Source organism: Pararhizobium sp. IMCC3301 (assembly GCF_030758315.1).
In the GTDB taxonomy this organism is placed as follows: Bacteria; Pseudomonadota; Alphaproteobacteria; order Rhizobiales.
In genome coordinates this window covers 3,154,448-3,168,239 of the sequence record NZ_CP132336.1, presented here as the reverse complement: position 1 = coordinate 3,168,239, position 13,792 = coordinate 3,154,448, and the positions used below count along the sequence as shown (strand labels likewise).

Genomic DNA, 13,792 nt, shown 5'->3' with positions numbered 1-13,792 from the left:
GGCATGTCTTCGGGAGCATTTGCAAAAATGAGCGAAGACTCGCTGTGGCGTGCCGAAATGGCGTTGCCGGAAATACCGCAGGCATCCATCAATGCGCGTGAAGACATCGTCGTGGTCGGTTCGGGCTTTTCCGGGCTGCACACGGCGTTGCATCTTGCACGCGCCGGGCGAGATGTGGTCATCATCGATGCCGGGCGAATTGGAGAGGGCTGCTCGACACGCAATGGCGGGCAGGTCTCGTCGGAAATTCACGGCGGGATTGAGCGTCTCTCCGCGCAATATGGTGAAGACCAGGCGCTGGAAATTCTGCGCACCGGGGTGCGGGCGCATCAATATTTGCGCTGCTTCGTGGCTGAGGAAGGCATTGAGTGTGACTATCAGATCTGCGGCCATTTCATTGGCGCGCATCGTGCGGACAGAATGGCCGGGCTGGAAGAATTCGGCTCGTTGCAGCGTCTGATTGGCACGCAGGCGGAGCTTATTCCGGCTGACCGGGTGGGCGAATTCATATCAACCGAGCATTTTGCAGGTGGTCTGCATTTGCCGGACTGGGCGAGCGTGCATCCCGGTCGGCTGCTGGCCGGGCTGGTAAAACGTGTTCTCAAGGAGGGCGTGCGGATCATTCCCCATACACGGGCATCGCAGATAGAAGACCATGATGATCATATCTCGCTGATGGCGGGCGATAAAGCGGTGCGGGCCGAACAGATCGTCATGGGGACGGACGGCTATACCGACGGCGCTTCAAAATGGGTGCAGCGCCGTGTGGTGTCCCTGGCCTCGTTTGTCATGGCAACCGAGCTCATGCCGAAGACATCGGTGTCTGCGCTCTATCCGCGTGCCTCGATGATTTACGACACCCGCAAGAACATCAGCTATCACCGCCCGACACCGGATGGCAGGCGGGTGCTGATGGGAACGGTGGTCCCGCTTGACGTCGACAATCCGGGCGGCTCGTTGCTGCGCGCGCGCTCCAATATGCTGCGTGTTTTTCCGCAACTGGAAGAAGTATCTCTGGAATATGCCTGGTCCGGCTGGGTCGGTGCCACTTTCAGCCGTTTGCCCCATGTCGGCGTGCATGGCCGCATTGGCTATGCAATTGGCTATAATGGCACCGGGGTGGCCATGACCGCCTATCTCGGCCGCGCCCTGGCGCGCAAGATGCTGGGCCATGCGGGCGGCGAAACGGGGTTTGATCACGTGCCATTCCAGACAAAGCCGTTTTTTCGCGGCCAGACATGGTATCGCAGACCCGTGCTGGCCCTGCATGATGTTCAGGACCGGCTTCCTTCGAGCAAGACCGGATTTGGATGACACAATTCGATCTGATCGCCATTGGCGATAATTGCATAGATGAGATTTCCGGCCAGGTGGACGCCGTGCGCGTTGGCGGCAATGCGGTTAATGTGGCCGTACAGGCTGCCCTGCAGGGACTGCGCGTCGCCTATATGGGCGCTGTCGGGCCGCAAGGCGATGCCAATGGCGACCGGGTCGCCGAAGCGCTGGCCCGCAACGGCGTGGATATCAGATGGCTGGAGCGGCGCGAGCGTCCCACCGCGGTGACGCGCATTCATGTTGACCAGGCGGGTGATCGTAAAATCCTCTATGAGGATTTCGGCGCCTGCACCGGCTGGCAACCTGATGCAACCCGGATGAACGCTCTTGAAGGTGCCCGGCATGTGCATCTTGGCTGGCTGAATGATGGCGGCGCAACGCGGCAAAGACTAGTGGGCGGAGACGTGCCGGTTTCGCAGGATATCTCGGTCAATGCCTTGACTGAAGAAGATATTGCCGTCGAGGGCCTTACCATCGCCTTTGCCTCCTTGCCCGAAACCCGAAGCGATGAAACCGAAAATTTCGCTGCTGATTTGTTGAAAAGGGGCGCGCAGGCCGCCGTCATTTCGCTGGGCAGCCACGGCAGCTTTGCCCGGTTTGGCAATGAGAGCTATCGCGCGCAGGCCCTTGCCATCACGCCGGTTGATACGACAGGGGCCGGTGACAGCTATATCACAGGTTTTCTGACCGCCCGCCTCGCCGGCGCATCCGTGCCAGACGCCATGCACGCCGGCCACGCCCTTGCTGCAAAAACCTGCATGCATCCCGGCGGCTTTGTTCAGTAGTTATGACGGTGGTGCTGGAATGTGGATGGCTCCGAGATGGAAGCCCGCGCCAACATGATGAGTGCAGCGGCAATGGGCGCCACCGCGTTTCAAAAGGGTCTGGGCGCGATTCATGCCATCTCGCACCCCATCGGTGCGATCTATCACACCCATCACGGCACCACCAATGCAGTGGTGATGCAGCCGGTGCTGACTTTCAACCGCGCCGCTGTGGAACAGCGCCTTGGCCGCGCCGCCGCCTATCTGGGCATCGGCACCAGCTTTGACGACTTCTACGAATTTGCCGGCGAGTTGAACGCGGCGCTTGGCATTCCGGCCAATCTGGCAGCGCTTGGGGTGAAAAATCCCGATCTGGAGCGGCTGACGGCGATGGCGCTGGAGGACCCGAGTGTGGGCGGCAACCCGATTGAGATGAATGTTGAGAATACGCGAGCGTTGTTTGAGGCGTGTCTTTAAGGCGCTGGACTGAGTGCCAAACTATAACTCTTGCCGCTGGCACGATGGCAGACAGGACTGGAACGGGACACCTGTCGCAGCGGGCCGCCGCCCTGCGCCAGCCATTCAACCAAAAAAAGGAGTCAGCTGCCGCATTGGAGTCCTTCAACAGCTTTCGCGTTAGCCTAAGCATCCGACAATGTGGGCGGGGAGCTGGCGTTCCATATCATTCCTTGGAGAAATTGTTGGCCCCGCTGTGGTGCTCACTTGCGAGTCCCCACAACAATGCGTGCCAGCCTTCTATGTACACAACATATTTGTTGTGTTATTTTGGGGAATGATTGAGTCGTCAGTAATTCTAAACGAGAAAGAAGCTCGCGCCGCTCGCGCGGCAGTCACACGTGCTGACGAAGTGCTTTCTTCCAATTCCGTCTTGAGTTCCACTACGGTGAAACTTTCCGCTAGCGTTGTTGATATGCACCGCCAAGCTATCAAAACGGCAAGAGGCCAGCTTGTGGAGTTGCTTCAGGCTTACGAGAGGCTCAGAAACGGTGGGGAGGCTTCCGCCCGCGCGCGATGGAAATCGGAACCGGGTATCGCGCTGATTATTGCACGAATTGCGAAAGGATGGTCCCAGGCCGATCTAGCTGAAAAACTGGGGATGCGGGAACAACAGGTTCAGAGATATGAGGCGGAGCGGTACCGATCAATTAATTTGCAAAGGTTTCGGGAAATTGCCTCGACGCTGCAAATGAAGCTGGAGGTTTTGCCAGATGGCCGAGCCCAGTTCCTTGGCCAAGCACACTCCCCCACTATGTCGAATGCTGAACTTGCGAAGATTACCAGCCATGGAAACCGCGCTGGTTGGTTTGACGTCGACGACCAGTCATCGAACCAAGCCGAAATTGTAGAAAATTTCATTCGCTCGAATGAAAAGTCGGACAGTAACTCAAGCCTTTTGCGAACGGGCCTTTCCACACTCGATCTATCATGCGACGCATATCTCGCGGTTTGGCGGGCTCGAATAGTGCAGGTTGCTAGTGGGTTCTTGAAGGCGAAAGCACCGAATTTCGAACAATCCGATCTTACGTGGCTGCCCGACTTAGTGAGACTAAGCCGCCGCAATGATGGTCCAGCGATGGCTTTACAGTTCTTGCGACAAAAGGGAATAATCGTAGTGGTCGAGCCGCAAATCCCGGGACTCAGTCTCGATGGAGCTGCATTTACGGTTCGCGGGCGACCGGTAATTGGGATAACCGTCCGCCATGACCGTATCGACAACTTCTGGTATACCCTGCTGCACGAGCTTGGTCATGTCTTCCTCCACTACCAGATAGGTCTAGCCGCTGGTTTTTTTGACGAGGAACTAGAAACCGAACAAGTTGACGAACTTGAAAGTCAAGCCAACGAATTCGCATCCGAACTACTGATACCAACACATCGATGGAAATTGTCCAACGCTAGGATTTCTAAATCGGCAGATGTGATCGAGAGTTTTGCGGAGAACATCGGGATACATTCAGCAATCGTGTTCGGACGGATTCGGAAAGAGCGCAATGACTATAAGTTATTCGCCAATCGCGTTGGGAGTGGGAGAGTACGAAATGAGCTGATGAAAGTGGAGAAATCGATTTATGATAGAGTTATCTGAGCAAACCTATGCCGCTGTGCTTCGACTGAAAAAGGGTGAAGGTGAAGCTGTTGGAGAGATAGCTACTGAAGTGGCTGATCACCTCCTTCCGATTTGGATTGTTCCGCCTCCAGACGACTTAGAGAAAGGTCTGTTAGTAGACGGCTCCGCGACAGATGCGGTGTACCCGCTAGGATGTTCAGTGGGGAAATACTGGCCCCAACGTTCATGCTTATTGGACCCCCGCTTTCTAGTTCGAAAGCTTGGAGCCACCGAAGCCACAAGTTGGCTTCCCGCATTGTTTAGGGCAGCCCTAAGCAAAGGTGCGAAGCCGGTACCAACTGCTGACCTGCGTACCTTGGAAGGTGATGCTTTAAAGGGTTTTGCTCAGGTTGCCGTGGATTATACCGGATCAATGGCAATTCGACTTAGAGCAGCTGACTTGGAACGATCTGATGTCACCAGCCGTATACACAGAGTGTTGCGCGAACTCGTTCTAAAGCCTTCAGATTGCTTTCTAATTATGGACTTTGAGAACCTCGTTGCGCTGCAGCCAGATGACATCGCTCTGATATTAGCAGCGAACTTTCAACGTGTTATGGAAATTGGATTGTGGGGGCAAGTGATCTGGGTCTCTACAACATATCCTGAGGCCAACCCAGCCCAACCCGGCAAAATGTTGAAACTTCCGAGGGTTGAATGGGATGCTTGGGTTGAAGCGGGCAACCAAGATCGTGATTTGAGACGAATGCTGATGTTCGGTGACTATGCTGCCGACAGCGCAAAATTCAGCTTTGGCGGCGGCGGTGTTCAGCCTCATCGGCAATACAGATATAGCACGTCAAGCAAGTGGTTGCTGGCTCGCGGCCCAGAAACTGGAACCGTGAAACAAGCTATGAAGAGCGTCGCAACAAGAATCGTCGACAGCGGAGGTTTCGCTGGTGAAACGTTCTCACGTGGTGATCGAGATATCTACAATCTTTCGAAGGGAATAGGTGGCCCAGGTAGGCCGTGCGATTGGCGAAAGACTAACACAGTGCATCATCTGACCCGAGTTACATCGGACCAAGCCTCCTTGTTCGGATTTGAGGTGTCACGACTCGTCCCACAGCCGGATCAAGTGCAAGTCGACTTGCCGCTATAATTAAATTTTGGCTTAACTCTCCACGAACGTCCACTAGGGGCGGCACCCGCACCCTCTGCACCCAAGGTCCTAAGCCTAAGGCGTTCTATGACGCCGGTTCACATGCGAAGGCCTGCCTGGCAGTGACAGCTCCGTATCCTGCCGGTCGCGCCTGGCAACGACCTTCCCCTTCGCCATCACCAACAACCGTTCCGGGCGCAGGCGGATGGCCTCTATGGGGTTGCCGGCATCCAGCACTACAAGGCTGGCTTTCTTGCCAACCTGCAGTCCGTAATCGTCCAGATTCATGATGGCGGCGTTCTGGTTGGTGACCATGTCGTAGCAATGCTGCATTTCTGCCGGGCTGGTCATCTGCGCCACATGCAGGCCCATAAAGGCGACATCCAGCATGTCGGCGGTGCCGAGCGGATACCAGGGGTCGAGCACGCAATCCTGGCCCCAGCCGACACGAATGCCATGGGCCAGCATTTCCGGTACGCGGGTCATGCCCCTTCTCTTGGGGTAGGTGTCGTGGCGGCCCTGAATGGTGATGTTGATGAGCGGGTTGGGAATGGCTGAAACGCCCGCCTCGGCAATCAGCGGCAGAAGTTTGGAAACATAGTAATTATCCATCGAGTGCATCGATGTCAGATGCGATCCGGCCACCCTGCCCTGCAGGCCGAGGCGCTGGGTTTCATAAGCCAGTTGCTCGATATGGCGCGATTGCGGATCGTCGGTTTCATCACAATGCATATCGACCTGCAGACCGCGCTGCTGCGCAATTTCGCATAGTTCCGTCACCGAACGGCGGCCATCTTCCATGGTGCGTTCAAAATGCGGAATGCCGCCGACCACATCAAGCCCGAGATCGAGCGCGCGCAGCGTGTTGTCCAAGGCATTCGGGCTGCGGTAAAGCCCGTCCTGGGGAAAGGCCACGAGTTGCAGATCGATATAGTCGGCGACTTCCTTGCGGACCTCGATCAGGGCTTCGGCGGCGAGCAACCGGTCGTCACAGACATCGACATGTGTGCGGATTGCCAGCAGGCCCATGGAAACGGCCCAGTCGCAATAATCCAGGGCGCGCTGTTTGACGGCTTGATGGGTGAGTTGCGGTTTCAATTCACCCCACAGCGCTATGCCTTCCAGAAGCGTGCCGGATTGGTTGATACGCGGAATGCCGTAGGACAGGGTCGCGTCCATATGAAAATGCGGATCGACAAAGGGCGCACTGACAAGATTGCCGGAAATGTCGATGATCTGGCCGGCCTCGGCCTCGATAGCTGGTTCGATGGCGGCGATTTTCGTGCCGCTGATGGCGATATCGGCGGTCGACCCATCGGCCAGACTGCCGCCCTTCAGGAGAACGTCAAAACTCATCTTTCACCTTTCTGGTACGGCACCATCAATGCTTTGGGATAGCTTGCCCGCCGCGCCACGATGATCAGCGCCAGAATCGACAGGATATACGGCATCATCAGGAATATCTGGTAGGGAATGACGCCGCCGGTGACCTGTTGCAGGCGCACCTGATAGGCGTCAAATGCGGCAAACAGAATGGCACCGATCAGCGCCTTTCCGGGACGCCAGGAGCCGAACACCACAAGGGCGATGCAGATCCAGCCACGGCCATTGATCATTTCAAAGAAAAACGAGTTGAAGGCCGACATGGTGAGAAACGCGCCGCCAACGGCCATGAAGGCGGAGCCGACCATGACAGCGCCGACACGAATGCCGGTAACGCTGATGCCCTGGGCTTCCACGGCAACCGGATTTTCGCCGGCAGCGCGGACCGCCAGTCCCAGCGGCGTGCGGTACAGAACCCAGGCCACCAGCGCAACGCTGATGAACGCCAGATAGGTCAGCGGCGTCTGCATGAACAGGATTTCACCGAAGAAGGGAATTTCCGACAGGCCCGGCACCGCATAGGGCTGAAACGGCTCGATCTTGGGCGGCGAGGTCGCCTCTGATAAAGCGACGCGGTAGGTGAAATAGGTCAGGCTGGTGGCCAGCAAGGTAATGCCGATGCCGGTGACATGCTGAGACAGGCCAAGCGGCACGGTGAGCACACCGTGCAGCAGCCCGAACATCGATCCGGCCAGCGCGGCAACGATAATCCCGGTCCACAGATCACCGCCAGCATAGACCGTGATCCAGCCACTGAAGGCACCAACGGTCATGATGCCCTCAATGCCGAGATTGAGCACCCCGGCGCGCTCGCAGATCAACTCGCCCATGGTGGCGAAGATCAGAGGTGAGGCAATGCGGATTGCGGCAACCCAGAAGCCGGTGGTGAGCAGAATGTCAAAGGCATCAAGCAGCATGACTATTTCCACCTGATGCGAAAGCGGGTCAGCATGATGGCCGTGACCATGCTCAACAGGGCGGTGGCGACCATCACGTCGGAAATATAGCTCGGCACACCGGCGCTGCGGCTCATGGCATCGGCACCGACGAAAATCCCGGCAACGAAGATCGCCGACACCACAACCCCGAGCGGGTTGAGCAGCGCCAGCATGGCGACCACAATGCCGGTGTAGCCGAAGCCTGGCGAGATATCGAGCGTCAGACTGCCTTTCAGACCGGCGACTTCCGAGACGCCGGCAAGGGCTGCCAGTCCGCCGGACAGAAGCGCCGTTTTGACAAGCACGCGATTGACCGGAATGCCGGCAAAGCGCGCGGCTTCAGGGTTGTGGCCGACCGCCCGCATTTCATAGCCGAGCACGGATTTTGCCATGATCAGCCAGACACTGATGGCGCTGATGATGGCAATGACAAAGCCCATATGAAGCCGCTTGCCCTGAATGATCCGCGGCAGCCGCGCTTCGGCCACGATGCGTTCTGATTGCGGCCAACCAAGGCCCATCGGATCTTTCAAAGGGCCTTCCAGCAGCAGCGAGACGAACAGCAGAAAGATGAAATTGAGCAGCAGCGTTGTCACCACTTCATCAACGCCAAAGCGGGTTTTCAGAACGGCCGGGCCAAGCAGCAGCAAAGCCCCGGCACCCATCGCGCCCAGAATAATGATCGGAATGAGAATGACCGAAGGCGCGGCAATCGCGCCGGTGCCCAGCAGCACAGTCATCACCGCGCCAGCATAAAGCTGTGCCTCGGCACCGATATTCCACAATTTGGCGCGGAACGCGACCGCGATGGCAAGCCCGGTGAAAATCAGCGGCGTTGCCCGTGTCAGGGTTTCCACCAGCGCAAATTGCGAGCCGACCGCGCCTTTCAGCACGAGCGCGAAGACCTGCAGCGGCTCCGCCCCGGCAATCATCACCAGCACTGCAGCAATGACGAAGGTGGCGACAATCGCCATGGCAGGATACAGCAAGGTGACGGCCAGCGAGGGTGCCGGTTTTGGTTCAAGCCGCATGGCCGGCCTCCCCGATCATGCCGTCTGCTGCGCTGTCAAAGCCGTGTCCCGCCATCAGCGTGCCAAGTTCGGCGATGGTCCGCTCACCGCGTTTTGAGGGGGACGACAAACGGCCCTTGGACATGACGATAAGCCGGTCCGACAGGGTCATCACTTCATCCAGATCCTCTGAAACCAGAAGAATAGCGGCACCGCGCGCTCTGGCAGCAAGCAATTGGCCGTGCACATAGGACACCGCGCCGACATCCAGTCCCCGTGTCGGTTGACTGGCGAGGATGATCTGCGGATCGCCATCAAGGGCACGGCCGAGAATGAGCTTTTGCATATTGCCGCCGGACAGCAGCCGCACCCGTGCTTCAGGCGACGGGCATTTCACGTCAAAATCGCTGATGATGCGTTCGGCAAAGCGCCGTGCGGCACTCCAGTTCAAGAAACCCAACTTGCTGAAACGGGCGCTGAGATAGCGCTCGGAGATGACATTTTCGGTGACGCTCATATCGCCGATCATGCCTACCGCATGGCGGTCTTCTGGAATGCGGCCGATCCTGTGGCCAAGGGCGGCGCGCGGTGACCAGTTCCGGATTGGCTCGCCATTGATGCGGATGCTGCCGGCATTGGGCGACAATGTGCCTGCTATCAGTGCGGCGAGCGCCGCCTGGCCATTGCCGGACACACCGGCAAGACCGGTGATTTCGCCGGCGCGCAATTGAAGTGAAATATCTTTCAAAGCCGCACCGGTGCCAACACCAGCAGTTGATACATCCGTCAGTTCGAAGTTCATCTGTCCGCTTTGCGGCTGGGAAATCTGCGGCGGCTGAATATCCTCACCAACCATCAGGCCGGCCAGCGCGTGGCGGTCGGTGTTGGCAGTCAGTTCCTCACCGACCAGCCGACCACCGCGCAACACCAGCACCCGGTCGCTGACGGCCATCACTTCCTGCAGCTTGTGGGAGATGAAAATGATCGACAGACCCTTCGCCACCAGCATTTTGAGCGTGCGGAACAGGGCTTCCGTCTCCAGCGGGGTGAGCACCGCTGTCGGTTCATCGAGAATCAGAATTTGCGCGTCGCGATACAGTGCTTTCAGGATTTCGACGCGCTGGCGTTCACCGACCGACAGATCGGCGATCAAGGCATCCGGGTCAACCGCCAGCCCGAAATCCCCGGCAAGACTGACAATTTTCTGCCGGGCTTTGGCGCGGTCGAAACGCGGCCGAAAAAGGCTCTGGGTGCCGAGCGCAATATTGTCGAGAACGGTCATGTTATCGGCCAGCGTGAAATGCTGATGCACCATGCCGATTTTTGCATTCAGCGCGGCTTGCGGATCGCCTTTCGGCAATTCCTTGCCGAATGCCGTCACGGTTCCTGCATCCGCCACATAATGGCCGAACAGAATATTCATCAAAGTGGTCTTGCCGGCCCCGTTCTCGCCAAGCAGCGCGATCACCTCGCCCTGTTTCAGAGAAAAGCTGATAGCATCATTGGCGACCAGCGGGCCGAATGTCTTGGTGATGCCGGAGAGGTTGAGAACAACCTCTCCGTCCGGTTCAACGCTCACTAGCTGGATTTCGGCTCGGCGTCATTGATGGCCACGGTAAAGCTGCCATCCTTGATGGCCGCTTCCTTCTCACCGACAAGTTTCAGCGCAGCTTCCGGGATTTTGCCTTCAAATGTGCCATAAGGCGCCAGCGAGCAGCCGCCCTCCTTCATGAAGGAATAGAGGCCGTAATCGGCGGCCTTGAACTCTCCGGCCTTGGCCTTCGCCACGGCTGCATCGAGGGTCGGTTCAAAATGCCAGATGGCGGATGCCACAACGGTGTCGGGGTAATCCGCCTGGGTGTCGATGACATTGCCGATGGCCAGAACATTTTTCTCCTTGGCGGCATCGGAAACGCCAAACCGCTCGGCATACATGATGTCAGCGCCGCCATCGATCTGGGCGAAGGCGGTTTCCTTGGCTTTGGCCGGATCAAACCACGAGCCGATAAAGGCGACCTGGAATTTGATGTCGGGCTGCATTTCGCTGGCACCGGCCATGAAGGCATGCATCAGACGGTTCACTTCGGGAATCGGGAAGCCTCCGACCATGCCGATATTCTTGGTTTTGGTCATGGCACCGGCAATAATGCCGGAAAGATAGGCCGCGTCCTGAATGTAATTGTCGAACACCGCGAAATTCGGTGCATCATCCATGGGTTTGAAACTGGAGCCCATCAGATAGGCCTTGTCGGGATAATCACGCGCCACATCGCGTGCCGCATCTTCCACAGCAAAGGTCTCGCCGATGATCAGATCGTGACCGGCTTCGGAATATTCGCGCATGACGCGTTCATAATCATTGTTGGATGTGCTTTCCGAATAGACATACTCGATATCGCCACGTTCGGCTGCGGCAAGGGCCGCCTTGTGAATCCGGCTGATCCACTGCTGCTCAACCGGCAGCGTATAGATCGCCGCGACTTTCAAAGGTCCGTGGCTTGCAGCACCTGCCGCGCCCAGAATACCGGGCATCGCCAGTGCGGACGCGCCTATCCCCGCAGTTTTCAACACTGCCCGGCGTGATACAGCCGCCTTTATCAGCGACTTGATTGGATCTGACATAGAAAGTCTCCTTGTTGAAAAACATTGCGGGAGGGATCGCCACAATCCTTCACGGTAATTCGATTCAGCAGGCCTGACAAGCATTGCCGCATTTGCATAGGCAATTGCGCCAAGCGACAGAAACCGTGCGGAATTCAATACTCGCGCAGGGTGCAGACAACGGCACGCCGCGTTGGTTCGCTGGCGGGTGATATGCCAGCAATTCCGGTCAAAACCGGCATAGTCAGGAATAGTATTGCAGAGCGGACAGTTTGTGACTTTGCAGCCTGCTGAGGTTCTGGTAGGCGACGCCAAAGGAGTTCCGCGATCATGTCACCACACCTGAACCTGCAACGCTCCGGCAAAATGGGCCGCTTTGAAATTGGCCGGCTGGCCTATGGATGTTGGCGGTTTTCCGGATCTTCGCTGACCGAGGCACGCAGCAAACTGGGCGCGGCGCTGGAAAGCGGGGCCAATCTGATCGACACCGCAGCGATTTACGGCCTTCGTACGGAAGGCTTCGGCGGCGCGGAAAGTGCTCTTGGCGATCTGCTGGACGCCGACAAGGGCCTGCGCGAGCAGATCGTGCTGGTGACCAAGGCGGGGATACATCCGCCGCTGCCTTATGATTCCACCCGGGACAATCTGATTAGCTCCTGCGAAGCCTCGCTGCAGCGCTTGAAGACCGACCGCATCGACGTGTTTCTGATTCACCGCCCGGACCTGCTGGCCTCTCATGAAGAGGTCGCTGGCGCGCTCAACACGCTGCGCCGCGAGGGTAAAATTCTGGAGGCCGGTGTGTCCAATTACAGTCTTGCCCAGACACGAGCGCTGCAGGCCTTTGTGGATTTTCCGTTTGTGGCGACACAGCCGGAGATTTCGGCGCTGGCCACGGATGCGCTGTTCGATGGCACTTTGGATATGTGTCAGGAATGGTCGATGACGGCGATGGCCTGGTCGCCACTTGCCGCGGGGGCTCTGGCCACCGGGGCTTTGGCAACAGGACGCGGCTCTTCCGATGAAGCGCAACTGGCACGGATTGTTGCTGAAATTGACCGGATTGCAGGTGCCAACGAAACCAGTCGCGAGGCGGTGGCGCTGGCATGGCTGCTGGCCCATCCGGCGGGCATTGTGCCGATCATCGGCTCGCAACAGCCGGATCGTATCAAGGCTGCAGCCCTTGCCTTCGACGTGCAGATGACCCGTCGCGACTGGTACGCCATTCTGGAAGCCAGCCTTGGCCGGAAAATGCCGTGAGACATCACACCATCAGATGCTGGCGCACATCGGCGCGGTCGAGACTGGCGGCATCGCCGGAATGCACCACTTCGCCGCGATCCATGATGTAAAGATCATCCGCCAGTTCGCGGCAGAAATCGAGATATTGTTCGACCAGCAGAATGGCCATGCCCTCCTCATCGCGCAGGAAGCGGATGGCGCGGCCGATATCCTTGATGATCGAGGGCTGAATGCCTTCAGTGGGCTCGTCCAGAACCAGAAGTTTTGGCCGCATCACCAAAGCCCGGCTGATCGCCAGCTGTTGTTGCTGGCCGCCGGACAGATCGCCGCAGCGGCGGTGCAGCATGTCCTTCAGAACTGGAAACAGCTCAAACACATAATCGGGAATGCTGCGCGAGGCGCGTTTGACAGCGATATAGCCGATTTGAAGATTTTCCTCGACACTGAGCAGCGGGAAAACCTCGCGGCCCTGCGGCACGAAGCCGATGCCCGACCGGGCACGGTCATAGGCGGCGCTGTTGCCGAGAATTTTTCCATTCATGCTGATCTGGCCGGCTGTCAGCGGGTGATGCCCGACCACAGCGCGCAACAGGCTGGTCTTGCCGACACCGTTGCGGCCCAGAACGCAGGTGATCCGCCCGGCGGCGGCCTTCAGCGAAACGCCTCTAAAGACCGCCTGCCTCCTGCAGGAAATTGATCACGGCATCCAGGCCCTTGCCGCTGCGCAGATCCGTCATTGCAATGGCCGCTCCGCTGCGTGATGTCCGGGCATCCGCCTCGATCTGTGCCAGATCGACACCGACATAGGGCGCCAGGTCGGTCTTGTTGATAATCAACAGATCGGAGCGGGTAATGGCAGGGCCGCCCTTGCGCGGAATATCGCCGCCCTGACACACGGAAATGACATAGAGCGTCAGATCCGCCAGTTCGGGCGAAAAAGTTGCCGCCAGATTGTCGCCGCCGGATTCAATGAAAATCACATCGAGGTCGGCGTGGCGCTGTGTCATTTCGCGAATGGCATGCAGATTGATCGACGCATCCTCGCGAATCGCGGTGTGCGGACAGCCGCCGGTTTCAACGCCGATGATCCGGTCGGCCGACAGGGCCTGCAGCCGGACCAGCGCTTCGGCGTCCTCGCTGGTATAGATATCATTGGTGATGACGCCGATTGACCACTGCTCGCGCATTGCCTTGCACAATTCTGCCGTCAAAGTGGTCTTGCCGGTGCCGACAGGCCCGCCAATGCCAACCCGCAAAGGACCGTTTTCCGAGTTGCTCATGGCCTTATTTCC

Annotated in this window: 12 protein-coding genes and 1 pseudogene; 6 read left to right on the top strand and 7 right to left on the bottom strand. The window is 58.0% G+C overall.

Annotated features, from left to right (window positions below):
- The first annotated feature begins 27 nt into the window (after positions 1–27).
- The 5 genes and pseudogenes from RAL88_RS15300 to RAL88_RS15280 all read left to right on the top strand — a co-directional run bounded on the left by RAL88_RS15300 (position 28) and on the right by RAL88_RS15280 (position 5,329).
- Complete coding sequence (locus RAL88_RS15300; protein WP_306264730.1) at positions 28–1,314, top strand: FAD-binding oxidoreductase; 1,287 nt, start codon at positions 28–30, stop codon at positions 1,312–1,314.
- Positions 1,311–2,120: a PfkB family carbohydrate kinase gene (locus RAL88_RS15295; protein ID WP_306264729.1), complete on the top strand. Its 810-nt coding sequence runs from the start codon at positions 1,311–1,313 to the stop codon at positions 2,118–2,120. The genes RAL88_RS15300 and RAL88_RS15295 overlap by 4 nt, the downstream gene beginning before the upstream one ends.
- A gap of 24 nt (positions 2,121–2,144) precedes the next feature.
- A pseudogene (locus tag RAL88_RS15290) lies at positions 2,145–2,576 on the top strand (iron-containing alcohol dehydrogenase); the annotation flags it as partial.
- A 427-nt stretch (positions 2,577–3,003) separates the two neighbouring features.
- The gene (locus RAL88_RS15285) at positions 3,004–4,206 is read left to right on the top strand and encodes an XRE family transcriptional regulator (protein ID WP_306264728.1); all 1,203 of its coding nucleotides are present in this window, start codon (positions 3,004–3,006) and stop codon (positions 4,204–4,206) included.
- Complete coding sequence (locus RAL88_RS15280; RefSeq protein WP_306264727.1) at positions 4,190–5,329, top strand: hypothetical protein; 1,140 nt, start codon at positions 4,190–4,192, stop codon at positions 5,327–5,329. Before RAL88_RS15285 ends, RAL88_RS15280 begins: the two co-directional genes overlap by 17 nt.
- Positions 5,330–5,404: 75 nt before the next feature.
- On the opposite strand, the gene RAL88_RS15275 is transcribed toward RAL88_RS15280, so the two are convergent.
- Genes RAL88_RS15275 through RAL88_RS15255 form a run of 5 tightly spaced genes read right to left on the bottom strand, consistent with a single transcriptional unit; the run spans position 5,405 to position 11,282 of the window.
- On the bottom strand, positions 5,405–6,685 hold the full coding sequence (locus RAL88_RS15275; protein ID WP_306264726.1) for an amidohydrolase family protein: 1,281 nt from the start codon (positions 6,683–6,685) through the stop codon (positions 5,405–5,407).
- The gene (locus RAL88_RS15270) at positions 6,682–7,629 is read right to left on the bottom strand and encodes an ABC transporter permease (protein ID WP_306264725.1); all 948 of its coding nucleotides are present in this window, start codon (positions 7,627–7,629) and stop codon (positions 6,682–6,684) included. The genes RAL88_RS15275 and RAL88_RS15270 overlap by 4 nt, the downstream gene beginning before the upstream one ends.
- A gap of 2 nt (positions 7,630–7,631) precedes the next feature.
- Positions 7,632–8,681, bottom strand: coding sequence for an ABC transporter permease (locus RAL88_RS15265; protein ID WP_306264724.1), 1,050 nt, complete (start codon positions 8,679–8,681; stop codon positions 7,632–7,634).
- The gene (locus RAL88_RS15260; RefSeq protein WP_306264723.1) at positions 8,671–10,239 is read right to left on the bottom strand and encodes an ABC transporter ATP-binding protein; all 1,569 of its coding nucleotides are present in this window, start codon (positions 10,237–10,239) and stop codon (positions 8,671–8,673) included. The genes RAL88_RS15265 and RAL88_RS15260 overlap by 11 nt, the downstream gene beginning before the upstream one ends.
- Positions 10,239–11,282 carry a BMP family protein gene (locus RAL88_RS15255; protein WP_306264722.1) on the bottom strand — a complete coding sequence of 348 codons (1,044 nt, stop codon included), beginning with the start codon at positions 11,280–11,282 and terminating at the stop codon, positions 10,239–10,241. Before RAL88_RS15255 ends, RAL88_RS15260 begins: the two co-directional genes overlap by 1 nt.
- Before the next feature lie 309 nt (positions 11,283–11,591).
- Between RAL88_RS15255 and RAL88_RS15250 the strand changes: the two genes are divergently transcribed.
- The gene (locus tag RAL88_RS15250) at positions 11,592–12,518 is read left to right on the top strand and encodes an aldo/keto reductase family oxidoreductase (protein ID WP_306264721.1); all 927 of its coding nucleotides are present in this window, start codon (positions 11,592–11,594) and stop codon (positions 12,516–12,518) included.
- A 4-nt stretch (positions 12,519–12,522) separates the two neighbouring features.
- Here RAL88_RS15250 and urtE read toward each other — a convergent pair whose 3' ends face one another.
- Together urtE and ureG are read right to left on the bottom strand one after the other, a co-directional pair.
- Complete coding sequence (gene urtE, locus RAL88_RS15245; protein WP_306269714.1) at positions 12,523–13,194, bottom strand: urea ABC transporter ATP-binding subunit UrtE; 672 nt, start codon at positions 13,192–13,194, stop codon at positions 12,523–12,525.
- Complete coding sequence (gene ureG, locus RAL88_RS15240; RefSeq protein WP_306264720.1) at positions 13,166–13,780, bottom strand: urease accessory protein UreG; 615 nt, start codon at positions 13,778–13,780, stop codon at positions 13,166–13,168. The genes urtE and ureG overlap by 29 nt, the downstream gene beginning before the upstream one ends.
- Between the last annotated feature and the right edge of the window lie 12 nt (positions 13,781–13,792).